At 43.5% G+C, this 26,225-nt stretch carries 29 protein-coding genes; 7 read left to right on the forward strand and 22 right to left on the reverse strand.

What is annotated here, in order from left to right; translation table 11 throughout:
* Positions 1-26: 26 nt before the first annotated feature.
* The 9 genes from ACKA06_RS07010 to ACKA06_RS07050 all read right to left on the reverse strand — a co-directional run bounded on the left by ACKA06_RS07010 (position 27) and on the right by ACKA06_RS07050 (position 8,869).
* Positions 27-356, reverse strand: a complete 330-nt coding sequence (locus ACKA06_RS07010) for a hypothetical protein (RefSeq protein WP_411159336.1) — start codon at positions 354-356, stop codon at positions 27-29.
* Positions 357-372: 16 nt separating this feature from the next.
* Positions 373-2,388, reverse strand: coding sequence for an ABC transporter ATP-binding protein (locus ACKA06_RS07015; protein ID WP_411159337.1), 2,016 nt, complete (start codon positions 2,386-2,388; stop codon positions 373-375).
* The gene (locus ACKA06_RS07020; RefSeq protein ID WP_411159338.1) at positions 2,385-4,142 is read right to left on the reverse strand and encodes an ABC transporter ATP-binding protein; all 1,758 of its coding nucleotides are present in this window, start codon (positions 4,140-4,142) and stop codon (positions 2,385-2,387) included. Before ACKA06_RS07020 ends, ACKA06_RS07015 begins: the two co-directional genes overlap by 4 nt.
* Positions 4,143-4,818: 676 nt before the next feature.
* Positions 4,819-5,133, reverse strand: a complete 315-nt coding sequence (locus tag ACKA06_RS07025) for a YbjQ family protein (RefSeq protein WP_032089308.1) — start codon at positions 5,131-5,133, stop codon at positions 4,819-4,821.
* The gene (locus tag ACKA06_RS07030) at positions 5,130-5,342 is read right to left on the reverse strand and encodes a hypothetical protein (RefSeq protein ID WP_032089309.1); all 213 of its coding nucleotides are present in this window, start codon (positions 5,340-5,342) and stop codon (positions 5,130-5,132) included. Before ACKA06_RS07030 ends, ACKA06_RS07025 begins: the two co-directional genes overlap by 4 nt.
* The gene (locus ACKA06_RS07035) at positions 5,339-5,665 is read right to left on the reverse strand and encodes a YxlC family protein (RefSeq protein WP_032089310.1); all 327 of its coding nucleotides are present in this window, start codon (positions 5,663-5,665) and stop codon (positions 5,339-5,341) included. The genes ACKA06_RS07030 and ACKA06_RS07035 overlap by 4 nt, the downstream gene beginning before the upstream one ends.
* Positions 5,640-6,182 (reverse strand): RNA polymerase sigma factor SigY, encoded by a 543-nt coding sequence (sigY, locus tag ACKA06_RS07040; protein WP_032089311.1) that lies wholly within the window; start codon positions 6,180-6,182, stop codon positions 5,640-5,642. The genes ACKA06_RS07035 and sigY overlap by 26 nt, the downstream gene beginning before the upstream one ends.
* Before the next feature lie 459 nt (positions 6,183-6,641).
* Positions 6,642-7,910, reverse strand: a complete 1,269-nt coding sequence (locus ACKA06_RS07045; protein ID WP_064564933.1) for an MFS transporter — start codon at positions 7,908-7,910, stop codon at positions 6,642-6,644.
* 110 nt (positions 7,911-8,020) lie between these two features.
* Positions 8,021-8,869: a P-loop NTPase family protein gene (locus tag ACKA06_RS07050; protein WP_411159339.1), complete on the reverse strand. Its 849-nt coding sequence runs from the start codon at positions 8,867-8,869 to the stop codon at positions 8,021-8,023.
* A 519-nt stretch (positions 8,870-9,388) separates the two neighbouring features.
* Between ACKA06_RS07050 and ACKA06_RS07055 the strand changes: the two genes are divergently transcribed.
* A complete protein-coding gene (locus tag ACKA06_RS07055) occupies positions 9,389-9,925 on the forward strand; it encodes a universal stress protein (protein WP_032089314.1) in 537 nt (178 codons plus the stop codon).
* A gap of 29 nt (positions 9,926-9,954) precedes the next feature.
* Here ACKA06_RS07055 and ACKA06_RS07060 read toward each other — a convergent pair whose 3' ends face one another.
* A complete protein-coding gene (locus tag ACKA06_RS07060; RefSeq protein WP_058298149.1) occupies positions 9,955-10,413 on the reverse strand; it encodes a helix-turn-helix transcriptional regulator in 459 nt (152 codons plus the stop codon).
* Positions 10,414-10,635: 222 nt separating this feature from the next.
* Entirely contained in the window at positions 10,636-11,880 is a 1,245-nt protein-coding gene (locus ACKA06_RS07065) for a dicarboxylate/amino acid:cation symporter (RefSeq protein WP_032089316.1), read from the reverse strand.
* Positions 11,881-12,233: 353 nt separating this feature from the next.
* Here ACKA06_RS07065 and ACKA06_RS07070 point away from each other — a divergent pair, with 353 nt between their 5' ends.
* Positions 12,234-12,662 (forward strand): low molecular weight phosphatase family protein, encoded by a 429-nt coding sequence (locus ACKA06_RS07070; RefSeq protein ID WP_198258353.1) that lies wholly within the window; start codon positions 12,234-12,236, stop codon positions 12,660-12,662.
* Positions 12,663-12,710: 48 nt separating this feature from the next.
* On the opposite strand, the gene splB is transcribed toward ACKA06_RS07070, so the two are convergent.
* The 3 genes from splB to ACKA06_RS07085 form a co-directional block, all read right to left on the reverse strand.
* Positions 12,711-13,739, reverse strand: coding sequence for a spore photoproduct lyase (splB, locus tag ACKA06_RS07075; protein WP_064564925.1), 1,029 nt, complete (start codon positions 13,737-13,739; stop codon positions 12,711-12,713).
* Positions 13,740-13,749: 10 nt separating this feature from the next.
* Positions 13,750-13,995 (reverse strand): transcriptional regulator SplA domain-containing protein, encoded by a 246-nt coding sequence (locus ACKA06_RS07080; protein WP_214873807.1) that lies wholly within the window; start codon positions 13,993-13,995, stop codon positions 13,750-13,752.
* Between the two features lie 156 nt (positions 13,996-14,151).
* On the reverse strand, positions 14,152-15,051 hold the full coding sequence (locus ACKA06_RS07085) for a phosphotransferase enzyme family protein (RefSeq protein ID WP_411159340.1): 900 nt from the start codon (positions 15,049-15,051) through the stop codon (positions 14,152-14,154).
* A 93-nt stretch (positions 15,052-15,144) separates the two neighbouring features.
* Between ACKA06_RS07085 and ACKA06_RS07090 the strand changes: the two genes are divergently transcribed.
* Positions 15,145-16,047 (forward strand): aldo/keto reductase, encoded by a 903-nt coding sequence (locus tag ACKA06_RS07090; protein WP_214873803.1) that lies wholly within the window; start codon positions 15,145-15,147, stop codon positions 16,045-16,047.
* Between the two features lie 44 nt (positions 16,048-16,091).
* On the opposite strand, the gene ACKA06_RS07095 is transcribed toward ACKA06_RS07090, so the two are convergent.
* Together ACKA06_RS07095 and ACKA06_RS07100 are read right to left on the reverse strand one after the other, a co-directional pair.
* Positions 16,092-16,280 carry a Fur-regulated basic protein FbpA gene (locus ACKA06_RS07095; protein WP_032089322.1) on the reverse strand — a complete coding sequence of 63 codons (189 nt, stop codon included), beginning with the start codon at positions 16,278-16,280 and terminating at the stop codon, positions 16,092-16,094.
* Positions 16,281-16,389: 109 nt separating this feature from the next.
* Positions 16,390-16,740, reverse strand: coding sequence for a hypothetical protein (locus tag ACKA06_RS07100; RefSeq protein WP_032089323.1), 351 nt, complete (start codon positions 16,738-16,740; stop codon positions 16,390-16,392).
* A 187-nt stretch (positions 16,741-16,927) separates the two neighbouring features.
* Here ACKA06_RS07100 and ACKA06_RS07105 point away from each other — a divergent pair, with 187 nt between their 5' ends.
* The 3 genes from ACKA06_RS07105 to ACKA06_RS07115 all read left to right on the forward strand — a co-directional run bounded on the left by ACKA06_RS07105 (position 16,928) and on the right by ACKA06_RS07115 (position 19,962).
* Positions 16,928-18,214, forward strand: coding sequence for a GntP family permease (locus ACKA06_RS07105; RefSeq protein WP_032089324.1), 1,287 nt, complete (start codon positions 16,928-16,930; stop codon positions 18,212-18,214).
* 41 nt (positions 18,215-18,255) lie between these two features.
* Positions 18,256-19,032, forward strand: coding sequence for a 3-hydroxybutyrate dehydrogenase (locus ACKA06_RS07110; protein WP_411159341.1), 777 nt, complete (start codon positions 18,256-18,258; stop codon positions 19,030-19,032).
* A gap of 297 nt (positions 19,033-19,329) precedes the next feature.
* The gene (locus tag ACKA06_RS07115; RefSeq protein ID WP_064564916.1) at positions 19,330-19,962 is read left to right on the forward strand and encodes a YczE/YyaS/YitT family protein; all 633 of its coding nucleotides are present in this window, start codon (positions 19,330-19,332) and stop codon (positions 19,960-19,962) included.
* Between the two features lie 517 nt (positions 19,963-20,479).
* Here the strand turns inward: ACKA06_RS07115 and ACKA06_RS07120 are convergent.
* From ACKA06_RS07120 to ACKA06_RS07135, 4 genes are all read right to left on the reverse strand, one after another.
* Positions 20,480-20,824, reverse strand: coding sequence for a hypothetical protein (locus ACKA06_RS07120; RefSeq protein ID WP_411159342.1), 345 nt, complete (start codon positions 20,822-20,824; stop codon positions 20,480-20,482).
* A 108-nt stretch (positions 20,825-20,932) separates the two neighbouring features.
* Entirely contained in the window at positions 20,933-22,345 is a 1,413-nt protein-coding gene (locus tag ACKA06_RS07125; protein WP_032089328.1) for a SpoVR family protein, read from the reverse strand.
* Positions 22,346-22,763: 418 nt separating this feature from the next.
* A complete protein-coding gene (locus ACKA06_RS07130; protein WP_058298138.1) occupies positions 22,764-23,945 on the reverse strand; it encodes an MFS transporter in 1,182 nt (393 codons plus the stop codon).
* A 208-nt stretch (positions 23,946-24,153) separates the two neighbouring features.
* Positions 24,154-24,471 (reverse strand): DUF3889 domain-containing protein, encoded by a 318-nt coding sequence (locus tag ACKA06_RS07135; protein WP_032089329.1) that lies wholly within the window; start codon positions 24,469-24,471, stop codon positions 24,154-24,156.
* A gap of 171 nt (positions 24,472-24,642) precedes the next feature.
* Here ACKA06_RS07135 and ACKA06_RS07140 point away from each other — a divergent pair, with 171 nt between their 5' ends.
* Positions 24,643-24,897, forward strand: a complete 255-nt coding sequence (locus ACKA06_RS07140) for a YhdB family protein (protein WP_032089330.1) — start codon at positions 24,643-24,645, stop codon at positions 24,895-24,897.
* Between the two features lie 117 nt (positions 24,898-25,014).
* Here the strand turns inward: ACKA06_RS07140 and ACKA06_RS07145 are convergent, their stop codons facing one another.
* Together ACKA06_RS07145 and ACKA06_RS07150 are read right to left on the reverse strand one after the other, a co-directional pair.
* Complete coding sequence (locus ACKA06_RS07145; protein WP_411159343.1) at positions 25,015-25,560, reverse strand: NADPH-dependent FMN reductase; 546 nt, start codon at positions 25,558-25,560, stop codon at positions 25,015-25,017.
* A gap of 20 nt (positions 25,561-25,580) precedes the next feature.
* Positions 25,581-26,216 carry a response regulator gene (locus ACKA06_RS07150; protein WP_411159344.1) on the reverse strand — a complete coding sequence of 212 codons (636 nt, stop codon included), beginning with the start codon at positions 26,214-26,216 and terminating at the stop codon, positions 25,581-25,583.
* Positions 26,217-26,225: the final 9 nt, after the last annotated feature.

Consider the following 26,225-nt stretch of genomic DNA (forward strand, 5'->3'; position numbering starts at 1 on the left):
CGCGGCTTTGAGGCCTTTTAGGCGGATTAACGTTTCATCTGTGTGCGAAACTTGTCTGTTTTTGAAGAATTGTCGGTAAGTGCAGAGAAATTGTTGGTATCCTTGAATTTTCGTTGGTAAATCCAAATTTTTGTTGATACACCCTCAAAAAACGTTGATATCTTCCCAGCCCCGTTGCCCTCTGGGACAATTTTCTTCTTTTGGTACTGTAACAACCAGTCTTCTTGTTCCCAAATCCATGCACCAGTCTTCCCCAAATGCTGGATTTCCTCCACACTGCAATAAAAGAGAGCCAAAAACAGTGAAAAATGTTTTTGGCTCTCTTCTTTTTTAAAACTCGCCTCACCCATAGACATGCTGGACTCCTTCTGATCATCCCGCTAGGTCTGAAGATCCCTGCTGAAGCTCATACATTTGATAATAACGGCCGCCCGCTTTCATGAGTTCGTCGTGATTTCCCTTTTCAACGATTTCTCCCCGATCCAGTACAAGGATCTGGTCGGCGTTCTTGATTGTGGAAAGTCGATGAGCGATGATGAAGGTCGTTCTCCCCTTCTTCAATACTTCCATCGCTTCCTGGATCACGGCTTCGGTTTCAGTATCGATGCTTGAGGTTGCTTCATCGAGTATCAGGATTGCCGGGTTAAAGGCAAGCGCCCGGGCAAATGAAATCAGCTGACGCTGTCCGGATGAAAGGGTGCTTCCTTTTTCAATGACCGGTTCGTCATAGCCTTTTTCAAGGTTTTTGAATACTCTCTCCGCACCTACAGCTTTCAGTGCGGCTTCCACTGTTTCCCTTGAAATTTTCGTATCATCAAGGCTCACATTGGATGCAATCGTACCCGTGAACAAGTACGGGTCCTGCAGGACGATGCCCATGTGCTCACGTATGGTCTGATATGGAATATCCTTGATGTCCTGTCCGTCAATCATGATTTTCCCTTCGTTTGCATCATAAAAACGGAATAACAGATTCATGATCGAACTTTTGCCTGATCCTGTGTGTCCGACAAGTGCCACGGTTTCTCCTTGATTTGCTTCAAATGTGATGTCCTTCAGCACATATTCATTCTCTTTGTAGCCAAAGAACACGTGCTCAAAGCTGACGTTCCCTTGGTAGCGGGCCATCTTATCATCGATTACTTTCGTTCCATCCTCATCAAGAAGACTGAATACGCGTTCGCCTGCCACAAGGGCCTGTTCCAGGTTGGCAAGCTGATTGACGATTCCGGTCACAGGCTGGAATAATCGGTTGATGTAGTCAACGAAAGCATAGAGAACACCCAGAGTCACGACAGACCCTACCCCGATCGAGCCTCCACCGAAATACCAGATGAATGCCACAAACGTGATATTCCTCAATACCCCTACAAGATTATGTGAGGTCATGGAGTTCAAGCTCAAAAGCTTATTCTGATATTTATAATGGGTGCCGTTCAATTCTTCGAATTCGCTGCTTGTTTGTGTTTCCCTGCTGAACGCCTGGATAATATTCATCCCTTGGATCGACTCATTGATCATCGCGTTGATGTCACTTACTTTCGAACGGATGATATGATTGTATTTAGACGCATAGATCCTGTACAAATAAGTCCAGATGACAAGGATTGGAATCAGAATCAAACAGATTGCCGCAAGCTTTACATCGAGTATGAACAACGCGATATAGATTCCAAGAATATAAATCGTGCTTGTAAAAAACGTAGACAAAACGGTTACATATAAATCCCGGATCGCTTCCGTGTCATTTGTAATCCGGGCAACGACCTTTCCAGCCGGCAGATTATCAAAATATCGTATCGGCAGCTTCTGGATATGCTGAAAGATATCGTTCCGCATCTTCTGGATGACTCTATTGGCCGCCTTCTGCAGGTAGAAGCGCTGTCCGTATTGAAAGAACGAAGCCACTACAAGGAGCCCGAAATAAAAGGCAATCAATTTCATGATTCTTGGAATTTCAGGGCTGTAAAAATCCAACAGCTCATCTCCGCCTAATTTTTGTGCAGGATATGATTTGGATTCTTTCCCTTTCGTAATCATCATTTCTTTGCCCTTCACTCTGCGTTCTCCATCGAACGAAATGGCTGCAGGGACAAAGTAAAATTCCCTCCCGATTTGAAGGATCCGTACCTCTTTCCCTTTTTGTTCACCATCATTGAAATATTGCTCTCTTTTATACCATTCTCCTTTATAGGAAACAGCATCCTTTCCTTTATCCGTTTCGTACCATGCCTCTTCGATTCCAAGAATATGGTCATCGATCATTTTCTTGGCGATGAACGGGCCGGCAAGCTCTGCCGCTACTGAAAAAGTCAGCATCAGCAAAGCGGCTATAATGATTTTTTTATACAAAAGCGCATAATCTACAAGTCTTTTTCCGACTTTCATACGCCCACCTCCTCTTGTGAGGAATCTTCAACCTGCTGACGGTCGAATTGCTCTTTATACCAGCCGTCATTTTCAAGAAGTGTCCCGTGAACCCCTTCTTCCACCACTTTCCCATCCTCCATTACAATGATCCAGTCCGCATGCTGGACAGCAGACAGGCGATGGGTCGTGATGATCGTTGTTTTTCCTTCACGCTCATTTCGAATATTGTCAATGATCTTTGCTTCCGTTTTGGCATCGACCGCCGAAAGCGAATCATCTAAAATTAGAATCTCAGGATTTTTGATAAGCGCCCTCGCAATCGAAATCCGTTGTTTTTGACCTCCTGATAAAGCGACTCCCTTTTCTCCGACAAGGGTTGACAGACCATCCGGAAGCATTTCCAGATCTTTTTTGAAATCGGCAAGCTCGATTGCTTTTTCCAGGTCATTCTCGTCTGCATCCTCGCGTCCGAACATGATGTTTTCTTTTACACTTCTTGAGAACAACACATGATCCTGCGGGACGTATCCGATCCAGCTTCTTAACTGCTCGAGTGTGAGGTCATTGATTTCGATCCCGGAAAGCGACAATGCACCTTCTCCTGCCGGGTATTCCCTCAGAAGCTGTTTGATGAAGGTCGTCTTCCCGCTTCCGGTTTTCCCTGCCACTCCGAGAGTATCCCCCCTGCTTAATTTCAGGTTTAGATTAATCAGATTTTCCACCTGTGAAGAAGGATATTTGAAATTCACACCGTCGAATGCAATATTTTCTGGCCTGCCGACCGTTCGAGGATTCTCCGGATCTTTTACATCCTGCACGTAATCCAGCGTTTCCTGCACTCGATCAAGGGATGCATTCCCCCGCTGCATGATATTGATCAGTTCACCGATAGCGAACATCGGCCAGATCAGCATTCCAAGATACACATTGAATGACACAAGCTCCCCCAGTGTGATTGAACGATGGAATACAAGATAGGCGCCGTACCCAAGCCCGATCAGATAACTTAAACCGACCAGCACTTTAATGGTTGGATCGAAAAGCGAGTCGATTTTCGCTACTTCGATATTCTTTTTGTACACATCCTCTGTCATGGCAGAAAAACGGCCCTCATCCGCTCTTTCCTGGACATAAGCCCTTATGACCCTGACACCCGCAACCGACTCCAGAACTTTATCATTAAGGTCGCCGAAAGAGTCCTGTGCTTCAGTAAAACGTTTATGGATCCTTGCCCCATACACTTTCATCAATAGAGCCATGACCGGTAATGGGAGAATGGCCGCAAGGGTTAATTTCCAACTGATTAAAAACCCCATGGTGAATAAGATTGTGAGCATGAAAACACTTGAGTCGATCAGCGTCAGCACACCGAAGCCGGCAGTGATTGAAATCGCCTTCAAATCATTCGTTGCCCTGGCCATCAAATCCCCTGTCCGGTTCTTTTCAAAGAAAGTCGGGGTCATCTTTAGTAAATGCCCCATGAAGTTTGACCTGAGCTTCCGTTCAACAAGGAAAGCTCCTCCAAATAATTGATACATCCATATATAAGTCAACGAGTATGAAATGATCGTGATTCCGGCTAACAGCCAAATATATTTACTCAACACATCCCAGGACAACGATCCGAGATGAATATCATCAATTGCGTTCCCCACAAGCTTTGGAGGGATCACATCGAGGATCCCCACGATCGTCAACAGGATGATTGCAACCGTGTACCTCTTCCAATTTTCTTTAAAAAACCATGATAATTTCTTAAAAATACTAAACATCGTTTATACCTCCTCATTCTTTCATTCGTTTACTATCCGCCTTCTGTCTCCACAATTGTCATCATTTTTTTCTTTTGTACTTTCAGCATCTTTTTTTCCTCCTAAAGTTTTTTTATTTATGTGAACAGGTGCTTTACCTGAGAACAGCGGTTTTAATGCCGTTACTTAGTTCCGTGCAAGACTTCGCTTTCCGCGGGCGGTTGGTGACCCTTTCATCGGGGAACCGTTCAACTGCAATCAACCTCTGAAGCCGTCCGGAATCCACAAAACACATTTACATATTCACCCAAAATAAAAAAGGCGCTAATAAGGCTCTACGAGCAGGGCTGATTTGCATCAGCGGGCCTGCGGGTGCCTTGTTAACGCCCGGAAATTGGACATAAAAAAGCACAGGTTAGTGTACATAACCTGTGCCTGTTATTCATTTGGGTTTGAATAAGAAGTTACTGGTTATGTGATGATATGAAATTAGGGAAAAATGCTCTTCCTCCGCCTTGGACTGTATATAACTTGATCATCACAAACCCTCCATTTCTTCAATCGTTTTTATTCCATCATTAACCATACTACAGGTTTTGAATTGTGTCAATTTTATTTTTATTACTAATTTTCTATACACTATGAGTCTGCTTCTATCCGTGTCCACCCAATTCACTATATGTGCCGCTATTGTGTATTATTCCACCGTCACAGCGGTACCGTAGGCGATGATTTCGGAGGCATTCTGCATCACGGCGGACGTTTCCAATCTCACCGCGATCACTGCATTTGCCCCTTTTTGGACTGCGTCTTTTTTCATTCTTTCGATTGCCTGATGCCGCGCTTCCTCCATCAATTCACTGTACTCGCTGATTTCACCACCTAAAATGGTCTTTAAGCCGGCAACGATATCTTTACCTATATGCTTCGCCTGGACAGTACTTCCCCTGACGAATCCTTTTAGTTCTTTTACTTCTTTTCCCGGTACATAGTCTGTCGTTACAATGATCATTCCACTCTCTCCCTTTTCTTTAACTTCTTCCATATTTTCTTCGCGAACATCAGATAAAAAATAAGTGGCATAGGCGTCTGAATCAATCCCCATAATCCCCAGAACCAATAAAGATGACCATTCTTTCTCGCGTCGAGAAATAAATAGATACTCTGCGCAAGAAGAATCGGTATAATAAACAGCAGCAAATACATTTCTTCTTTCGTCATATCTTCTTCACCTGCTTGAAAAACACAAGACTGGCAAAAGCAGCCCCTCCAATAAACACTGCACCCTGAAGCAAAAGGAACAGCATAGGTTGTTTCAGAAGTGTGAGAGAAAGGAGCAGAAGCAGACAGCCTGCTATCAACAGAAAAAGAATGAGCTCCCGCTTCAACCCGGCCTTTATATCTTTCTGCTGTTGAAGGACGAACTGCTGAAACCATTCTTCTGAAGGTGTGGTATCTTCGACTTCTTTATCCATCGGTTCCATTCCGGCTTTTAGGATGTGGTCCAGTTCGTTTTCTTTAGTTGGCTGATGTTCGTTGTTCATCCAGTTTCAGCTCCTTTCTAATCCTGAGAATGCCGTGATGCACTCTTGATTTTACTGTACCTGCCGGCAGTCCGATCATATCTGATATTTCATCGTAAGAATATCCATAATAATGTTTAAGAATGACAGGTATCCTAACCCCATTCTCTAAGACCGACAATGCCTTAAGTACATCATTCCACTCTTCATTTCTTGATTCCAGACTCCATTTAAGACTGCGGTAGTTGGCCTCTTCTTTCTGCCAGTCCTTCTCTTTTCCGTTTTTCCGCTGGATATCGATATATCGATTGGTCGCAATCGTGATCAGCCAGGAAGAAAATTTTGATTTTCCATTGTAGAGATGGATCTTTTCAACGATTTTTGCCATCGTATCCTGTGCGAGTTCTTCTGCCTGATCTTTATTCATTGTCACTTTTATTAAATATTTCACTAAAAAAGGATAGTTCTGTCTGAATAAGGAAGCGAAGGCTTCGTGGTCCCCTTTTTTTGCACGTTTGATTAATTCTCTCTCTTCCATCGCATGTATCCCTTCCATCGCCTGTGCGTTCATTGATAATACGAATGATATGTAAAAACGTTCAAAATTATTTTGTTCTTTTTATAAAAAACTTTTCCCTTTCAATACCGCTAATGATTTCCGCGCAAGACTTCGCTTTCCGCGGGTAGCCCGTGAGCCTCCTCAGGATGGATAACTGTCCAGCTGCAGGGCTTAGAGGCACATATCATAAGCCAAACCGACCAAGAAGGCAAAGAACGCCTTCCTGGCCGATTCGTCTTATGCCACACGCCTCTGAACAAAGCCCTTCCGCTTTTCGGTTGAGTCTACGTCTTGCACTCCAATCAACCGCTGGAAAGTACTAAAACCAAATAAATTATCCTAGACGCACAAAAAAACCGAACTAATTGATTCCAAGGATTCATAATATAGTTCGGTCTTAACAAAAGCAGATATATAATTTTTCTTATCCTTTTTTAATTACCCGTTCACTGCTGCCGGCTGGATGTTTTCCTGGTTTGTGAATTTAGGCAGGATGATTGTGTAGAACGCCGCTACGATGATGAGGCAGCCTCCGACGAGCCAGTATAGCATTTCGACCGTTACCACCGACGGGAATGTAAGGGCGATGGCTCCAAGTGTGATGGATTGTGACAACATCATAAGGGGATTAATCCATCCTTGTACGCGCCCCATCATCTTGGGATCTATAATACTTGGCATCCAGCCACCGATTGCAATGTTTACAAGCGGAAGGCCCAATGCAGCGATGAATACAATCACCATAAATATCCATGTGCTGGGAGCAAATGAGGCTGCTATGATAAAGGTTCCTGAAATGACCAGACCGGCAACGATCAATTGATGGAATTTGAATTTCTGGGTGAGCATGGAAGAAACAACGCTTCCGATCAATACCCCGGAACCGAATGCAATCCCAAGTATGATTGAATATTCTTCATATGTTTCCGGGGCCAGTTTATACTTCAGGATGAAGATTGGAATGACCGAGAAACCTCCGTTGACGATTCCAAAGACGACAAATCCCCCGATCAATGAAAGCAGCAGTTTATGGTGCAGGATATAGACAAGCCCGGACTTGAAATCTTTCATGACGAAAGACACATTAAGGTCCTTCCAGGTATGTTTCCCATTAGGCTGCCGTACATCTTCAGGAATGACACACTTCCTGATTAAGATGGCACTTAAAACAAATGTGACGAAATCCACAAGGAGTGCCCCATATATCCCTGCATTCCAATAAACAAAAATCGCGATGGCGTTGCCGAGCAGCATGAACAAACTCATGACCATCTGATTTAAACCGGCTGCCGTTGAGTAGTCATCCTTAGAAAGGACTCCCTGAAGGATTGCCTGTTCAGCCGGAAAGAAAAACTTCTGTACCCCGCTTCTTATGAAAAGGACAGCAAAAATTAAAGGAAGCCAGCCGATATAAATTGCCCCGACCAGGATAACGGTTAAAACTGCGCTGATCGTATCACAGTGATAAGCGATTTTCTGACGGTCCATCCGGTCTGCCAATACACCGACCAGGAAAAACACAACCAGAGTCGGAAGTGAATACATCATTTCCGTAATCGAAGCATACATCGGCTGGTCTGAAAAACGGTCCAAAAGGTAAAACATAAATGCCGTGAGTCCGACCACACTTCCCATATGAGAAGTCAAATTAGCCATGAACAGCTTCACAAAAATCGGATTCTTGAATATTTCCATCATTTTTTTCATTGTAACCCATCCCCACCATTTTCTAGTATATGTAAATCATACCCCAAGTCCGTTAGACCTTCCGAGCGACTATTGGTGGTTTTTTCCTCCGTCCAGAGTCTGATGAGGCTTCATCCTTTTACAAAACGCAAAGTAAGCTCATCTTCAATTTTTGTTAGGATGTCCCTCCATGATGCTTGATCCCTTTCTATATGCAGCCAATCCACACCTGCATCTTTCAATATAGACTTTTCCAATTCTATGCGATCCTCCAAAAATTTCACGACCCCATCTAAATCATTAGTGAGATTATGATTGATCCCATATTTTTGTTTCGTGTAGTAGTCCTTCACAAATGCAAACCAATGCTCTGAACGTTCTGCCATCACATGTTCCAATGCTTTTTTGATTTCTTTCGGCTCAAGGTAAACCACCAGCGGACGAAATTCCTTCACCAGCATGAGAAGGTCCTTCACAAATGTTTTAATGAGTTCCGCCGGCAAGTCATTCCTTGCACTCAGAAAGGTCAATGGATTCTGCAGCAGGCTGCAATCCAGAACATATACCTCATCCGCGCCGGCAAGTAACTTTTTAAACACCCCCCATTTATGTTTTATCACCATCATGTATATATCTGGATCAGTATTATAAATATCAAACTGCTCAAGTTCTTTTATGAATGATTTTGAGAATGCTTCGCTTCCATCCATTCTTGCATAATGAACCAGCATCCCGCGTTCCAAGATTTCACAATAAGGCCTGACACTTCCAGCATCGATACCATATTCTACTTCCATGGTCTTTAACTGATCTTCAGTCAAAAAAGCGGCACCTTCGTAATCTGCGGGCTGCTCAAGGTTTCCTTCCACAACTTCTTTTACAGGAATATCCTTGCCCTTTAAAAAATGCGAAATCTTCTGAACCGTGGATGTCTTTCCAGCACCGGGGATACCCTCGACAAATATGACCCTTCCACTCATCTTCATCACTCCTCTAACCAATATCATCCATTTTACCATGTGAAATTATCTTTCAACTATATAAATAAACAGGAAAAATAAACATAATTTTTCTTAAAAGGCTCACACTAACTACATGTAACGAATTTCCCGAAGATACGAAACGACTGAAGTTATTCACAAGGAATTCTGCCTACCAGCGGGTGACCTGTAATAACTTGGATGTTTCGAGTGAAAAGCAACCGGGTAACAATACACTAGCCGGTTGAAAATGAAATTTAAAATTACATTATTAGAACAATAAGTCGAGGTGAATCTCATGTTACGTACAATCTTAATGGTCATTGGTGCAATTGTAGTAATTGGCTGGATCATCAGCATGCTATAAGATCAAAATTAATCAGCAATTATAAGTTTATAAAAAAATCAAAAGAGCAGGATAGACTTCCCCCTATCCTGCTCTTTCCTTTTCCGAATAAAAATGATTATGAATTCAAAAAACGGGGTAAATAACGCATATACTACAAACGAGGTGATCATATGTATAAGCACTTAGTTGTTGCTTATGATGAGTCTGATGGAAGCAAGAAAGCACTTGATGAAGCACTGAAATTAACGAAATTATCACCACAAACAAAGCTTACAGTTCTGTATGTTTCTAATGATAAAGGTATCGGAACGGGTGCAACACAGGATAATTATACTCCGACCCACGCACTTGCTGATACAGCGCCGGGATTAGATAATCAATACGTGGGAAATTTATCTGCCTCACGCGATGAAAAACTAAATTCAAACCAGACTGTTGAAAATGAACATGGAATTTCTGCACCGTCGTCTACTCATTCCGTGTTGAAAAACGTAAAAGAAAAATTAAAACCTTACCAGCTCGACATTGAATACATCAATCTATCAGGTTCTGAAGCAAAACGGATCTGCGAATATGCTAAAGATCATAATGCAGACCTTGTACTGGTAGGTCATTCAGGAAAATCAAACCTTAAAAAATGGATGCTGGGAAGTGTCAGTGAAAAGATTGCCCATGATTGTGAAACAAGCGTACTGCTTGTTAAATAAAAATTAGTTAAGGGGAGGAAGATTGAGACTCAATCTTCCTCCCCTTGTATTTCATTAAAACGGTTTTCTGATTCTTCTTCATTAAAACTGCTGTAAATCCGGTAGTGATCTCTATCCAGGATTCTATAATGTTTGCTGAATAAATTCTGCTGAAGTACGTACTCATCACTCTTCTTGATTTCCTTCCACCATACTTTACCTCCGAGTGTTTTCTCTTTCCTGAAGTCCACTCCTTCACGGGCAAGGGTCTCGATGACTTCAAGCGGCTCTCCCCCCAGACTTGATACTAAGGTTTCACTGTCCCTGAATAAGGCACATACAGCAATCACGGCTGTCCAGCTTGCATCGACCCTTCTTTTCTCGATCTGTACGAGGGTTTTTTTGGAGATCCCAATCACATTAGCCATTTTATCTTGTGTATAGCCTGCTTCCGTTCTGATCAACCTCAATTTATCAGATATGATGGTGATGACTTCTTCCTTCTTCATTGGAACACCTGCTTTTCTTAACTTAGTGTAATTTTACACCATGCTAATACTTCACGCAAACAGGGATAACCGGCTCTCATTCTAATCAACCGCCTGAAAGAGATATACCTCCACCTTCTGCTTCAAACAAAAACCCGAACTGGTTTGCCTTTATAACGGCAAACCAGTTCGGGTTTTACTTAGTCTGGAACACTTATGTCCCGGCCTTATCTTCTTTCTATGTTAAACGTTCCCTCTTTGTTCCCTGATGGTACGTTTTTTCTCACTTTCTGAAACAAACAGGGCACATGCTGCATCCCCTGAGATGTTGACAGCAGTCCTTGCCATATCAAGCAATCGGTCAATACCAAGGATCAACCCGATTCCTTCTACAGGCAGACCAACGGAACTCAATACCATCGCAAGAAGGATCAATCCCACTCCGGGAACTCCTGCTGTACCGATACTTGCAAGAACGGCCGTAAGCACGACTGTGACCAGCTGTTCAAGGGTAAGATCAATGCCGTACACCTGTGCAATGAAGATTGTAGCGACACCCTGCATGATGGCCGTACCATCCATATTGATGGTAGCCCCCAGAGGCTGTACGAATGAGCTCACAGGTTTGGAGACATTCAATCTCTCCTGGGCCACTTCCATAGAAAGCGGCAGCGTGGCATTACTGCTGGAAGTACTGAATCCAACACTCATTGCCGGACTGAAATTCTTGAAGAACCATAGCGGGTTTTTCTTGGCAAGCAGCAGTACGGTGCTTCCGTAAGTGATGATTGCATGGATGATCAATGCAGCCAAGACAACGACGAAATACAGCCACATTGCCTTCAGTGCACTCATCCCCTGACTCCCGATGGCAGAAGCGATCAATCCGAATGTACCATATGGAGCGAACTTCATGACCAGTGTCACCAGATACATCATCAATTCATTTCCCTGTTCGACCAATTTCAATATCCCTTTTGTCTTCTCACCTAGGGCTGTGAGTCCAAGACCGATGAAAATGGCGAAGGCAATGATCTGAAGCATATTCCCCTCCGTCATAGCGGTCAAAGGATTTTTCGGAATAATATTCATGATTGTCTCACCGACCGGAGGAGCCTTCTCTGATTTAAATTCTTCTGCCTGCGTGCGGTCGATTCCTTCAACCATTCCAGGATCGATGATGTTCGCAAGTGCCAGCCCGATGACGATGGCTATACATGTCGTCACCAGGAAGTAAACAATCGTCTTCAAGCCGATTCTTCCAAGTTTCTTCGGATCCCCGAGGCCAGCTGACCCAAGGACGATGGATAAGAATACAATCGGTACGACCAGCATGCTGATCAGATTCAAGAATATCTTACCTAACGGAGTAAACAGGTAAGGATCCAATATATCGAACACGTCTTTAGCGAATATATTCAGGGCCAGTCCCACCAGAGCCCCCAATATCAAGGCAAGGATAATCTTTGTTGTTAAGTTGAATTTCATAGATGAACCTCCTTATATAAATGAATTCTTAATAGCGAAAATTACGCAAAATAATTTACAGATGTTTACCCTTTCATATAAATTCTAAACATGATATTCACTTTCACATTATGAACACCCGCAAAAAATTTTCCCTTTACCATTATACTGATTTATTTAAAAATTAAATTAGTTCTTTAATAATTTCAATCTTTTCTACTAGATAAAGAAAGTTTCATTACATAAAATAAGGGATTTGTTAATCAATATTTCCTAGTAGCGCATTTCCATAAACTTTCAATAACCGTTCTGATTATATTACGGTTTATTGGGTAAATAGTATGTACATCATGAATTCAGAAAGGAACATCGCAATGGATAAAACGGTATATTTTCTTTCTACCAGCCATCAGCGGAGTCTGATAGCCTTGGGCTGGGCCAAAAAACTTTCTGTTCAAGACTGGTCATTCAAAAGTGCGGGATGGCAGGAAACGGCCGATCGGGATCTCTCTGTTCTTGCCATGAAGGAGCTATGTATTGATATTAGTTCTTTTCCCCGGGGCCAGGCAGAGCTTCCCTGCTTAAAGCAAGCTTCTGTCATCGTAAAGATTCAAGATACTGAATTTGATGAAGACATCCTTCTGCCTTCCGAACTTGAGGATAAAGTAATTTGCTGGGATCTTCCCAATCCGCGAAAACGTTCAAGAGACAAGCTGGAAGAGTGGGCAAGATATCAGGAAATCTGTGATGAAATAGCCATGAAAGTAAAAAGCCTTAACACGTTTCTTACAGGGTTCAACTGAGAGGACTGATGATCATGATTTCAATTGACATCAGTCCCTTTTTTTATATCACGTAAAATATTCAAGCTTCGCTTCAGGAAAAAATTCCTCCATATATGAGTAAAGACGGTCCTTCAGTTCCTGTTCTTCATCCTTTTGATAGATGTACTTCCCGATTCCATACTTTCCCCATTTATAACGGCGTTCTTCTTCATTTAGTTCAAGCTTTGTCATAGGGTAGTTTTTTTCAATGACCCGTTTCGCAGGTTTAGTGAAACGGTGCTGAATGAATTCGAAGGTCAAATCTTCCTTTGCCTCCGGAGGCAGATGTTGATTCAGATGTTCAAACATCTTCCTGTACCCTTCCTCCCATCCTTCATGGATGTAGATCGGGGCGACAATGAAACCCAAAGGATACCCTGCCCTTGCGACTTTCCCCGCAGCTTCCAATCGTTTATCAAGCGGGGATGTACCCGGCTCGAAGTTCTTTATGACATAGTCGGCATTGATGCTGAACCTGAATCTCGTCTTCCCGTTATGCTTTGCATCCAGCAAATGATCGACATGGTGAAACTTTGTCACAAATCTTAACTTTCCATGTTCCGACTCACCAAAATGCTCGATTGCACGTTTAAGCGTGTGAGTGAGATGATCGACACCTACGATATCTGACGTGCAGGCTGCTTCGAACCTGGTCATCTCAGGCGCTCTTTCGGCTATATAATGATCCGCTGCTTCAAGTATTTCGTCCACATTCACATACGTACGGATATACGGTTTGCTTCCCATTGTCGTCTGCAGGTAGCAATAATGACAATGCCCCATACATCCCGTTGCGAAGGGGATTGCATATTCTGCAGATGGTTTGGACGTATCGAATTTCAATGTTTTCCGGACCCCCACAACAAGGGTCGACTTCGCTATCCTGTACTTCTGGAAATGATTGTCCCCTGGAAGATTCCTCACCTGGTTATGAGACGTGGTATAGCGTATTTCAATATCCATTTTTTCGAATTTATCTTTAAGCTCTTTCCCTAAAGGATATTCAAGAGCACCAGGTTCAAAGTATACGAGCTGCGGGATGAAAGGCTTAACCATGCCGGATCACCTAAAGCTCTCCAAATGATTGGTTATATACCTGTTCTGCTTCTGCTTCAGAAGAGTATACTGCCAGATCATCTGTTAAGGGATAATATGTTTCATATAAAAACAAAGCCAATTCCTCAGGGTTTTCAGGGTTTTTCACCACAGCCGCTTCCTGGACATTTGCAACAGACTGGGTATGAGGATTTCGGTATATGACATATACCACATCTCCTGAGTTATAGTTGGGAGTATGACTATTCAGATCCATGTTCTTCACCTTCTCATTCCTTATTTGGCTTTAAATCTCTGCATGATTCAGTGTAAACTTTACTAAAAGCATTTTTGCTTACAAGACCAATGCTTTCATTTTCTCTCATAATCGGTAAAATTATGATGGTAAATGATGTTTTAGGACATTGAGATGTTAATGCACGGTTAGTGCTTCTAAATACTCCTTATCGCTTATCAGATATTCGACGCTATTTTTATGAAAAATGGATGCCTTGACGAACCCCAGTTGTGAATAATACAGGGTATATTGCAGGAGAAAAAGAATGACCAGATGCGGAAGAAGCACGGATTCCTCATCACTGAACCCCTGATTGTACGTATATCCCCTGATCAACTCTTTCATCTGGCTGTGGAGGTGATGAAAATCCATTGGTGAGTTGCTGTTCCTCAGCAAACTCGTGATGATATATGCAAGATCTCCTATACGGGGGGCCAGCCTGATCCGCTCAAAGTCCACAAGCCCGATGCTTCCATCCTTCCTCCACAAAAAATTTCTTACATGTACATCACTGTGGACAAGCTGCAGGGGAAGCTGTTTATAAATCAATTCATAGGTTGAGATCTCTCCGTACACTTCCGCTGCCCACATACTCAATTCAGGAGCTGCTTCTGATAACCAGCTTTTCGAATAGTTAAACACATCCCATACTCTTGTGCTTTGTTCAAACGGGCATTTACCCAATGCAAGATGGAATCTTGAAAGATATTCCCCGATCCTGATGAATTGCCCGCAACATGCCTCTTTACATACCTGAAGCGGATTCCCTTCCAGGGATGCATATAAAGAATAAAAATTCCCATCCCCTTTTACGTACGGTTCCCCGCTGATATTCAAAAGCGGTGTTTCTACATTAATCCCATTCCTGATTAAATACTGGGTGATCCGGTATTCTTCCGTGCGCTCCCAGGATGAGGTCCCCTTTCTTTCTTTTAAAAAGAACGTGCTTCCTTCAAAAATGAATTTCTTTATATTCTTACGATGTTCCAACAATTGAACATTGCCTATGTTCCAATGAGTTAAAAGACCTTTCATTTTCAATTCATTCCCCGTCATAATAAGATACAATTTAGTATAGGAAATCGTCAGCAGCAGCATACCAACTAGAAAAGAAAAGGGGTTATATAATTGGAAAGAATCAAAATGAATGACGAATTATCATTTTCAAGAATCATCCACGGATTATGGAGACTTTCAGATTGGGAGCAAACAAAAGAGGAAACATTATCTTTGATTCAATTCAATCTGGAACAGGGGATCACGACATTTGACCATGCCGATATATATGGTTCTTACACTTGTGAAGAAAAATTCGGAGAGGCCCTATCCCTGAAACCGTCTATCAGGGAAGAAATGGAGATTGTGACCAAGTGCGGGATCGTCCTCCCGTCAAAAAATCGCCCTGACCACAGAACTCATCACTATAATACGAGTAGACAACACATTTTATCTTCAGTGGAACAGTCCCTGAAAAACCTTGGTACCGATTATATTGATGCACTGCTCATCCACCGTCCAGATCCTTTTATGGATGGAGAGGAAGTGGCTGAAGCCTTCACTCAGTTGAAGGATCAAGGAAAAGTGCGTCATTTCGGAGTGTCTAATTTTAAGGACCATCAATGGAATATGCTGCAATCATACCTGCCATTCCCGTTGGTTACCAACCAGATTGAGCTTTCAGCCTATCATCTGGAGAACTTCGAAGACGGCACCCTGAACCTTTGCCAGGAAAAACGGATTGCACCTATGGCCTGGTCCCCGCTTGCCGGAGGGAACATATTCACCGGCGGGGATGCGAAGGATGTACGCCTTCGTGACACTTTGACAAAAATCCAGGGTGAGACAGGTGCTGAAGGAATCGATTCCATTCTCTACGCATGGCTGTTGAACCACCCTGCCCGTATCATGCCGATTGTAGGTTCTGGTAAAAAGGAACGCATTCAAAGAGCGATCGATTCGTTAAAGCTCCAATTGGACCATGATCAGTGGTTTGAAATACTGCAAAGTTCAATGGGGCATGATGTACCTTAAATAGAAACATAAAAAAGACGATCCTTTTCGAAAGGGTCGTCTTTTTAACTGATAAGATTATGGTCGCTTACATAATACTCGATGTAAACATCCTGAAGTTCACTCATCGATAGTTCATAGAGTTGTTTACCAAAATATTTATATACGCCAATCCTTAATAGTTGTTGAATATAAAAGTCTTTCTTCAATTCAGGTGAATTCAAATGATTTGTTTTACTTTCCTGGTGTAACATATTCATCCCTCCACTCCGAGATATACCCAATTAAGGGACAATGCTAAACCAGAAAACTATTTTTTCCATCATTTACAATTGATTGTAAAAATAAAAATGCCCCGGTCCATTATACCTGAGCATTTTCTCCCTCGCTCCGCTGCAGCTGCTTTTTCTTATCACGCTTGATGAAGAAATCGAGCCCTGCCCAGAAAACGACTGATATGATTGCAAAATATGCTATGGCGAAATAAATGTCTTCCGTTTTCCATTCAAGTCTCGGAATCATCAAACCCAATCCGCCGGAAACGACATAATAAACCCCGATTAATTGCAGAAATACCTTTCTTGGTGATTCTATATTCTCCAGATACCCTTTCCCTGCTTTTCCAAAGAAGATTGCGATCCCTCTTAAAATAATGTAAGCAGAAAAGGCTATGATGATTGCAACAACAAACTCCTGATTAAATACGTCAGCCATACTTTTTCTCCTTTCCGACTTTCCGTGGATCCTTATGTACAGAATGATCCTTTTTAAAGGATAAACCCATTGAAGAGGTATTTCAAGTAAAAATACCGGACTTATTTTTCAGTTTCTTTCTCCACTCCCACATAAAGCCGTTCACTATAGGGAGAATAGTAACCAAACAATCTTTCCGAGGTGAATTATGACTAGCATTATTATTGGCTTGATTCTTCTTATGTTATTGGCTTATTTAGGCTGGTCCATCATTTGGATCGCACCGCTGGTCGCAGGGCTTGTTGCGCTCATGAGCGGCCTCGACCTGCTTCCGGCATACACCGAGACTTACATGACGGGATTTGTGGACTTTGCTAAAGAATGGTTTCCGGTCTTCCTTTTCGGTGCAATCTTCGGAAAGCTGATGGAAGATGTCGGCGCAGCGCAATCTGTCGCTTATAAAATAACAAGCATCATCGGAAAGGACCGTGCGATACTCGGCGTGCTCATCGCTGCAGCGGTCCTTACATATGGCGGTGTCAGTTTGTTCGTGGTGGTCTTTGCAATCTATCCATTGGCGATTGCCATGTTCAGGGAAGCGGATATCACGAGAAAGCTGCTCCCTCCAGTATTTGTACTGGGGGCATTCACCTTCACGATGACGGCTATCCCCGGCACCCCCCAGATCCAGAATTTGATTCCAATGGATTACTTCAAGACCTCTCCGACAGCTGCCCCCATCATCGGGATTACAGGCGGATTGGTGATGGCTGCAGGCGGTTATTTTTATCTGAGGTGGCGCCAGAGCATTTTCACTAAACGGGGAGATACGTTTACTGAACCGAATGAAGGCAACGAAGTGAAAGAAATCAATAAAGATGAACTGCCCAATTTCTATTTGTCTTTCTTACCTTTAGTGATTGTCGTCGTTACGCTGAATGTGTTTGACTGGAATATCCTGACTGCACTATTAGTGGGGATCCTTGCGATACTTCTGATCAATATCAAGCATTTCAAGAAATTCATCCCTTCCATCAACGGAGGGGCAAAAGGGTCTGTCATGGCTGTCATCAATACGAGTGCCGCCGTGGGATTCGGAGCGGTCGTAACCGCTGCCCCCGGGTTCAAAACCCTGACAAATCTGATCCTGGGTATAAAAGGAAACCCTGTCATTTCGGAAGCAATTGCCGTACAGGTGCTTGCAGCAATCACTGGTTCAGCCTCCGGCGGGATGGGAATCGCCCTGGAAGCGCTTGGGGATAAATATTATGAGCTCTCCCAGACTTCCGGAATCAGTGCAGAAGCATTTCACCGGATTGCTTCGATCTCCTCAGGGGCTTCCATCCTCCCTCACAACGGCGCTCTACTGACGCTATTCGCCGTTACAGGGTTGACGCATAAAGATTCTTATCTGGATGTAGCCGTCGTCGGGTTATTAATCCCGACTATAGCTGAAATTGTGTCTATCATTTTAGCAAATATGGGTATTTATTAAAACAGCAGCAAAATCACTATTATAAATGGAGGGAATTCATTATGGTAAATGAAAAAGTAGTATTCATTACAGGAGCTGCACGCGGGATTGGATTTGAAATCGGTGAGCACTTTGCCATGAACGGTGCAAAGGTGGTATTATCGGATATCAATCAGGAAGGTCTGGATGAGGCAGTCGATGAACTCAAAGACAGAGGATTCGACGCAATCGGCATCAAATGTGATGTGACAAGCGAAGAAGAAGTCAAAGCTGGAATCGACAAAACTGTGGAGCATTTTGGACGGATTGATGTGTTGATCAACAATGCAGGAATTCAGCATGTAGCCCCGATCGAAGAGTTCCCAATCGAAAAGTTTGAACTTCTCATCAAAATTATGCTGACTGCACCATTTATCGCTACTAACTTTGCTTTTCCGCATATGAAAAAGCAAAAGTTCGGCCGCATCATCAATATGGCTTCCATCAACGGTCTCATCGGGTTTGCCGGGAAAGCCGCATACAACAGTGCAAAGCATGGTGTCATCGGATTGACGAAGGTTTCTGCACTTGAAGGTGCTGAACACGGCATAACCGTGAACGCAATGTGCCCGGGTTATGTTGACACCCCTCTTGTGCGGAACCAGCTTCAGGATATTTCATCTACAAGGGGAGTGCCTCTGGAGAAAGTGCTCGAAGAGGTCATTTATCCACTTGTCCCTCAGAAGCGCCTGCTCTCTGTTGAAGAGATTGCGGATTACACGATGTTCCTCGCCAGCGACAAAGCAAAAGGAGTCACCGGCCAGGCAGTCGTCCTCGATGGCGGTTATACGGCTCAATAAGCCAGCAGTCAAAAAAACACAGGATTTCGCAGCTGGAAAAAAAGAATTTTAGACAAAATAAAACTCGAACTAATTTGCAGTGGGAAAGGCAAACTAGTTCGGGTTTTTAGTTTTTGCCTGGAGGCTCGCGGGGCTACCCGCGGAAAAGAAGTCTTCCACGAAATCAATAGCTGTAATTAGAACCTGTTACAGAATGCTCTCCATTTGGATAAAACAGTGAAAACTGATTGTTTCTACATAATTGATTCAGGTGTAAAATATTGTATAGTGAGATTGTTTTATTGAAAAGGAGAAGCTATGAAAATCTATTGGCAATTGGGTTATTTTATCATTGGATTACTCATTTTCAGCTACGGCATCAGTATGTCCATCAAAGTACAATACTTAGGGATCCACCCCTGGGATGTATTGAATATCGCCCTGTTCGAAAAAATCGGACTTACAATCGGGACATGGAATATCATCATAGGTGCGGCCATGATTCTCGGCACCCTTCTCTTAAAAGGGAAGTACGTCCGTCTCGGGACGATCATCAATGGAGTCATGGTGGGCGTGCTTGTGGATTTCTTTCTGCATTTCAATCTACTACCTCCGCAGACAAATGCTGCTGCAGATGTTTTCTTGCTCCTTGCAGCAATTGTGCTGATGGGGATCGGGGGAGGATTATACTCAGCAGCGCAGCTCGGGACGGGACCGCGAGATGGGTTCATGCTGACAATTTCAGACTGGACCGGTTTCTCGATCAGTACAGTGCGGATCCTATGCGAATGCTCGGTCTTGATTATCGGACTGCTGCTTGGAGGTCCCGTCTTTATCTTTACATTCATCTATACATTCATCCAGAGTCCCATTTTCCAGAAAACCTTTCTCTCCTTCACTTCCGTCCTGGACAAAAAGTTTCATGAACCCACCCGAAGAAAGGCTGGGTGACGAACAATATCAGCATAGGTTCTTTATACCGCTAATGATTTCCGTGCAAGACTTCGCTTTCCGCGGGTAGCCCGTGAGCCTCCGGGGTCTCACTTGTCCAGCTCCGGCGGCTAGAGACTCGAGACATAAGCCATGCCATCCAAAAAGGCAAAACCCGCCTTTCCGGATGCCCTGTCTTATGCTTGTCATCTCTGAACGAGCCGCCTCCGCTTTTCTAGCTGTCCAGCTGCAGGGCTTAGAGGCACATGTCATAAGTCAAACCGACCAAGAAGGCAAAGAGCGCCTTCGTGGCCGATTCGCCTTATGCCACCCGCCTCTCTTCAAAGCCCTTCCGCTTTTCTTATAAGCTACTCTTCCCGCAGGAGTCTTCGTCTTGCACTCCAATCAACCGCTAGAAACAATTAAATATAAATCTTCATTAAACAAATTTAAAACCGAACTAATTTGCCTTATCGTAGGCAAATTAATTCGGGTTTTACTATGACTAAAACACTTTTGTCCCAGCCTCTTTTTGATTCTATGTCATTTCACATGCCACCAAACCGTATTGTCGGTAAGGATCCAACTGTTTGACGAACTCAAACAGCCCCTGTACCTTGGGATCATCCATATCCCTTTTATAATAATCCTCAAGTAGGCAAAGAATTTCATTCGGATACATCGGGCACGTGTGGCTCCCCCAGTCAGTCTGCCTGCCTTCGACCCGGTTATAGTAAATATCATCAAGCACCGAAAAGAACAACTCATACCCTTTCGGAAAGAATTCACTTATCCGCTTTGGGTAATTATGATTCCAGTCCCCGCCTTCATAATGGAAAGTCCCGTCAGAAAGATCCCCAATGAATACTTCCACGTCTGCCATATCGATTCCCCCTTACCCAGAATTGGTTTATTACTATATATAGGGCTGTCCACTTGATTTAGAACCGAAAAAACCGATTCCCGGGGGAGGAATCGGTTTTCATCCGGCTCAGAGATATTTCCTCTGAACGCTCCTTCCGTCATAAGTGAACAGCATATCCCGGTTCTCCACATGAGTTTCGATATGGACAGGTCTGCCCCAAAGGCGGTGGATATAAGGAAGCACTTTCTCAAGGTATTTAATATCAAGCTCAACATCCTCAAACCAGTGTTTAAGATAAAGTTCCCCGCTCTTCATGTAATCACCGTCGGTCACGGTAATATACGGAAAACCACCGTTTACTCTCATACTTACAAGCTGATCCCTCACCGCGGTCCACTCTTTATCAACGATCTTATAATCCTTACCCTGCTTCTGGAATAGATACATATCTTCTCTCATCACTAGATCTTTCGTTAAATAATTGCGTAAGAAGGAGATATCCGATTCGATTTCCCTCACTTCGAACATTTTATCCCGTCCGGATCCTGGTTTTACACCCCGTTTTATCATTTCCTCGGTCGGATTATCATAGCGCTCTTCGATATCTTCAAAAATTTTCAATCCCAGGTAGTATGGATTTATTCCCGTCCGCGATGGCTGTACCACCCCTGCATTCAGCTTGGCAAATTCAATCGCCTCTCCGCTTGTCAGGTCCATTTCCCTGATAATCCGCTGATGCCAATAAGAAGCCCAGCCTTCATTCATGATCTTTGTTTCAAGCTGAGGCCAGAAATAGAGCATTTCTTCTCTCATCATCGTGAGGATGTCCCTTTGCCAATCCGACAGTTCCCGGCTGTATTGCTCGATGAAAAGAAGGATATCCTTCTCCGGCTGGGGCGGAAACTTCTTTTTCACTTTTTTGGTTTGACGCTTTTTCGGTTTCTCGTCAAGCGACCACAGGTCATCATATGGTGTGACCGGATTGACTTCTTCTTCCACCCATTCCACATCGTCCATGGTCCAAGTAAGCTTGGGCCTCATAAGGGAAGGATCGATATGTTCATCTATTGCAAGGACGGCATCGAGGAAGTTTTCCACTTCCTGTTTCCCATGTTCGATTTCGTATCTTCGTACACGCTCGGCTGTCGCCGACATGCTTTCCACCATATCACGTTTTGTATTTTGAAATCTCACATTATTTTTAAAGAAATCACAATGTGCGAGTACATGGGCCACGATCAACTTGTTCTGAATCAATGAGTTTGAATCTAGCAGGAAAGCGTAGCATGGATCTGAATTGATGACCAGTTCATAAATTTTGCTGAGTCCGAGATCGTATTGAAGCTTCATTTTATGAAATTGCTTTCCGAAGCTCCAATGGGAGAAGCGGGTCGGCATTCCATACGCACCAAATGTATAAATGATTTCAGCGGGACAGATTTCATATCTCATCGGATAAAAGTCGAGTCCGAATCCGGCAGCTATTTCGGTTATTTCGCCAATTGCGTTCTGCAATTGCTTTTGTTCCTCTAGGTTCATGGTCATCCCCCTCTTTTTACTCTTATCACAATGTATGAGAGGGGAGAGTGATTCATGAGTCTGTTCTCATTAAGATAGAAGTCAATTTTATTTTGAGTCCTCATAATACCGCAATTGATTTCCGTGGAAGACTACGCTTTCCGCGGGTGACTCGTGAGCCTCCTTAATGAAGGAGAAACTGTCCAGCTGCAGGGATTAGAGGCACATGTCATAAGCCAAACCTACCAAGAAGGCAAAGAACGCCTTCAAGGCCGATTCGATTTATGCCACACGCCTCTGAACAAAGCCCTTCCGCATTTCTGATAGGAGTCTTCGTCTTCCACTCCAATCTATTGCTGGAACCAAGTATAACAAATAAGATGACCTCGTAAAAAAAGCTGCATCCGTTTTCAATAATCGAATGCAGCCCTCTCCTTATTTATGCTTTTTTTAGAGATACTATCGGGATCAGGGTCATCATCAGCAGTAGTGCCGAGATGGTGAAAATGATCTGGACGGTAGTGACCTCAAGGAGCAATCCGACTCCCAAGGATGAGAGACCGAATATCAGTGTCGTCAATGCACCTTGTGCAGCGTAAACTTTTCCTATTTCCTCATGGGACGCAGTTTCCTGCAAGCAGGTTTGCAGGATGATGGTTTTCACTTGATCGAATGCACCGAAAATCACCGACAGGATCAGTGCAAACAAGGCAGACTGGTTCCAGGCGAAGATAAGCGTAACCAGCGAGGTCATGACCATGCATAAGGGCAGCCACACAGATCTCCTCCGTGAAAACAAGCCGTGCAGTTTAAACACTAAATAAGATGCAATCACAAGTCCTGCGAAAAAGCTGCTGTTGATGAATCCCCACCAAGATTCATTACGACTGAGGACAATGTCAACATACAGATAAAGTACTGCGGCTATCCACACCGTTCCGGCCGCCGATTCCAAACCGTAAATGAAGAATATGCTCCTTAGCCTGCCATTCCGCTTCACCTCAGACCAGCCTTCCCCGATTTGTTTCCACCAATGTTTCTTTTGCTTTAGTGTAGTACCCGGAATGACGGGCAGCTTCAGCATATAAAGCGTACTGATCAGAAACAGAAGGATGACCAGCACGAACAAAAGGCTTTCATTTAAGAGGGTTAACAGGAGTCCCCCGATAGCCCAGCTCGAAAATTGAATGGATTGATCAACAGTCGATAAAAAACCATTGGCCCCCATCAATTCTTCGCGTTTAACAATGAATGGGACATAGGCGTTCCTTGCGGGAAGTGCCCAGCCGTCCAAAAAGGAAATCATGCTTGCAACACCCAGATATACCCACACATTGCCGATCGAAAATAAAACGCATAGCAAAAAAAGAATAAGCAGCACCGTCTTCGCAAGCTGTGAATACGCAATCAAGGATTTCATTTGTGTCCGGTTCATTAAAAGCGGAGCCGCCACACTGCTGATGAATCTGGAAAACGTGATGACCAGCGGCACCGCAGTCAGAAATAAAGGTGACCCGGTTATCTTATGAATCAGGGAGATCAATGCCACAATGTATACGATATCCCCTATATTCGCAAGTGCCTGGCCTACCCAGAGATGCCGAAAAGATTTAGAAGCCATGTCTTTTCCTCCTTCTATTCAATTAGTGTAAAGGTAAAAGACAAATCACATTGGATAATGGCTCCCTTCTTTTTTAATTACATTTATTTTATCAAATAATTCTGACGGGGGACACTGAATCAGCGGATAATTTTTACTTACCGGCGAAAACGCCCCAACAAATAAAAAACTGACTCAAGCCGAGTCAGTCATCTGTTCATCTGTTCATTCATTTTTTCTCTTCTACAGCAATATTCAACGTCTTTTCATTAGCCAGGTCATGAATCACCTTGACGATGACCGTTTTTTCCTGATTGTTTTCCTGGACAGTGAATTCAAAGTAATCGGCAAGTCTTTTTTCATCAATTTTTTGACGCCCTTGATATTGGTAGTCCTTCAATGGCTGTCCTGGATAATCTTCCTTCATGACTGCTGTGGCTATTCGGCCGAACTTCGCATAATCGGAAGGCTGCGGCTGCTGTGCATGGACATTGGTTGAAAAGAAAAGAAAGAATACAGGAACCAGCATCATCAACAACTTTTTCATATCATCACCTCTAATAATTTCTTACATTTCTTAGGATGATGTAAAAATTCAAAACTCATTCACCCAATAGAAGGAAAGTCAGTGAAGCAGGGAGTGCCAAGTTTTTCAGCGGAATTAATCCGAGTTTCGTCACACAATAAGATTACCCCCTTCAGAAGGAGGGATATCAAAGTGAATAAAGTCGATTACGACCGGGCCCTGTACTACACACACCGCTCAGAATGGGACAACCTGCTCATCCTGATGGTAAGGACGAAAGATGACCTTCTTTCGAAGAGGATCGAACAATTCCTGCACGCCTATCACTTTTCAAAGGACTATACCGTTGTTGAACGGAGCCTTTACACATTACTGCGATATATTGAACATGCAAATTATACCTTCAGTGTCGAGCAACCACTTGAGGAAACATTTGCAGAGATGTAAACGAGAATTCCACCTAACCGCGCTGATTCAGCATTGCTGAATCAGCTTTTAGTATTTGGTTGAAGAAGCGGAATTATGCCATAAAAAAGAAACCGGCGCTGCCGGTTTCCATCACTCCTATCGTTCCGCTGCAGTTTCAGACTTTACAATCTCCGCTGCTTTCACATAAATTTTCAATTCCCTTACCATATCATCCACCAGTTTTGCCGGATCATCCAGAAGGCCGTCATTGTCATAATCAAAACAATGAGGATCCAGTACCAGCTGTTTAGGGATGACATTGGCATAAACGCCCCTTGCGACAATTCGCAGGTTATTCAGGCAGTTGATTCCGCCTTTCCCACCCCCGGCACATGAGAGCAGGGCCACCGGCTTATGCGCAAATTGTTCGCTGCTGAGAAAATCCAAGGCGTTCTTTAATGCTCCACTTATACCGCTGTGATATTCAGGGGAAGCTAAAATGACAGCATCTGCTCTTTTCACTTTTTGTTTCAAGTTCTGTACGGATTGAAGTTCAGCCTGGTCCTGTTCCCCCGTATAAAGAGGCAGCGTGCCGTCACTGAGATCAATCACCTCTGCGCCGTATGTCCTCCCGATATGGCGGGATGCAATTCCGGTGCGCCCCTTTTTCCTGGGACTTCCGTTGATAATCACGATGTCCATGTTCAAACCGTCCTTTCTTTTCAAGCAAGATTATGTTTCACAGCATAAAGTGCCGCTTGTGTTCGATCGGATACTTCAAGTTTCGAGAATATGTTGGAGATATGGGTCTTAACCGTTTTCTCCGTAATGAACAGGCTTGAAGCAATTTCCTTATTACTTTTCCCCTTTGTCAACTCGGCCAAAACATCTTTTTCCCTTTTTGTAAGAGCATGGATTTTATGAGGAGGATCCTGTTTCGAAATCCTTGTCAGCAAATGATTGGTTGCTTTCGGATGAAGGGAGTTTTCCCCCGACAACAGCTTCCGGATACTTGCGACGAGCTCATCAGGTTCGATATCCTTCAACTGATAACCGGCGGCTCCGGCTTCGATTGCCGGTATCACATGATTTTGATCTGAAAAACTCGTAAGCATCAGGATTTGGATAGCGTCCCCATGCTTCTTTTTGATTTCCTTCGTCGCTTCGATTCCATCCATGACCGGCATCATGAGATCCATCAAGATCAGGTCTGGCTTCAGCTTTTCTGCCAATTGAACGGCTTCAGCGCCATTTTTTGCTTCCCCTGCGATTTCTATATCCTTTTGTGTTTTTAAAAAGAAGACAAGTCCCCTTCTCACTACATGATGATCATCTGCAATCAAAATCCGAATCGTCATACCCGGTCC

The sequence above is a fragment of the Rossellomorea oryzaecorticis genome (assembly GCF_045897515.1).
Taxonomy (GTDB): Bacteria; Bacillota; Bacilli; order Bacillales; family Bacillaceae_B; genus Rossellomorea; species Rossellomorea enclensis.

Coding starts and splice junctions, on each gene's coding strand:
- ACKA06_RS07135 (WP_032089329.1), bottom strand. CDS start 24,471: ATGAAAAAGTTGTTGATGATGCTGGTTCCTGTATTCTTTCTTTTCTTT.
- ACKA06_RS07095 (WP_032089322.1), bottom strand. CDS start 16,280: ATGTTACACCAGGAAAGTAAAACAAATCATTTGAATTCACCTGAATTG.
- ACKA06_RS07070 (WP_198258353.1), top strand. CDS start 12,234: ATGGATAAAACGGTATATTTTCTTTCTACCAGCCATCAGCGGAGTCTG.
- ACKA06_RS07035 (WP_032089310.1), bottom strand. CDS start 5,665: ATGAACAACGAACATCAGCCAACTAAAGAAAACGAACTGGACCACATC.
- ACKA06_RS07080 (WP_214873807.1), bottom strand. CDS start 13,995: ATGGATCTGAATAGTCATACTCCCAACTATAACTCAGGAGATGTGGTA.
- splB (WP_064564925.1), bottom strand. CDS start 13,739: ATGGTTAAGCCTTTCATCCCGCAGCTCGTATACTTTGAACCTGGTGCT.
- ACKA06_RS07120 (WP_411159342.1), bottom strand. CDS start 20,824: ATGGCAGACGTGGAAGTATTCATTGGGGATCTTTCTGACGGGACTTTC.
- ACKA06_RS07030 (WP_032089309.1), bottom strand. CDS start 5,342: ATGACGAAAGAAGAAATGTATTTGCTGCTGTTTATTATACCGATTCTT.
- ACKA06_RS07145 (WP_411159343.1), bottom strand. CDS start 25,560: ATGGACATCGTGATTATCAACGGAAGTCCCAGGAAAAAGGGGCGCACC.
- ACKA06_RS07100 (WP_032089323.1), bottom strand. CDS start 16,740: ATGGCTGACGTATTTAATCAGGAGTTTGTTGTTGCAATCATCATAGCC.
- ACKA06_RS07055 (WP_032089314.1), top strand. CDS start 9,389: ATGTATAAGCACTTAGTTGTTGCTTATGATGAGTCTGATGGAAGCAAG.
- ACKA06_RS07010 (WP_411159336.1), bottom strand. CDS start 356: ATGTCTATGGGTGAGGCGAGTTTTAAAAAAGAAGAGAGCCAAAAACAT.
- ACKA06_RS07150 (WP_411159344.1), bottom strand. CDS start 26,216: ATGACGATTCGGATTTTGATTGCAGATGATCATCATGTAGTGAGAAGG.
- ACKA06_RS07105 (WP_032089324.1), top strand. CDS start 16,928: ATGACTAGCATTATTATTGGCTTGATTCTTCTTATGTTATTGGCTTAT.
- ACKA06_RS07125 (WP_032089328.1), bottom strand. CDS start 22,345: ATGAACCTAGAGGAACAAAAGCAATTGCAGAACGCAATTGGCGAAATA.
- ACKA06_RS07130 (WP_058298138.1), bottom strand. CDS start 23,945: ATGGCTTCTAAATCTTTTCGGCATCTCTGGGTAGGCCAGGCACTTGCG.
- sigY (WP_032089311.1), bottom strand. CDS start 6,182: ATGGAAGAGAGAGAATTAATCAAACGTGCAAAAAAAGGGGACCACGAA.
- ACKA06_RS07045 (WP_064564933.1), bottom strand. CDS start 7,910: ATGAAAAAAATGATGGAAATATTCAAGAATCCGATTTTTGTGAAGCTG.
- ACKA06_RS07015 (WP_411159337.1), bottom strand. CDS start 2,388: ATGAAAGTCGGAAAAAGACTTGTAGATTATGCGCTTTTGTATAAAAAA.
- ACKA06_RS07060 (WP_058298149.1), bottom strand. CDS start 10,413: ATGAAGAAGGAAGAAGTCATCACCATCATATCTGATAAATTGAGGTTG.
- ACKA06_RS07110 (WP_411159341.1), top strand. CDS start 18,256: ATGGTAAATGAAAAAGTAGTATTCATTACAGGAGCTGCACGCGGGATT.
- ACKA06_RS07085 (WP_411159340.1), bottom strand. CDS start 15,051: ATGAAAGGTCTTTTAACTCATTGGAACATAGGCAATGTTCAATTGTTG.
- ACKA06_RS07025 (WP_032089308.1), bottom strand. CDS start 5,133: ATGATCATTGTAACGACAGACTATGTACCGGGAAAAGAAGTAAAAGAA.
- ACKA06_RS07065 (WP_032089316.1), bottom strand. CDS start 11,880: ATGAAATTCAACTTAACAACAAAGATTATCCTTGCCTTGATATTGGGG.
- ACKA06_RS07115 (WP_064564916.1), top strand. CDS start 19,330: ATGAAAATCTATTGGCAATTGGGTTATTTTATCATTGGATTACTCATT.
- ACKA06_RS07050 (WP_411159339.1), bottom strand. CDS start 8,869: ATGAGTGGAAGGGTCATATTTGTCGAGGGTATCCCCGGTGCTGGAAAG.
- ACKA06_RS07020 (WP_411159338.1), bottom strand. CDS start 4,142: ATGTTTAGTATTTTTAAGAAATTATCATGGTTTTTTAAAGAAAATTGG.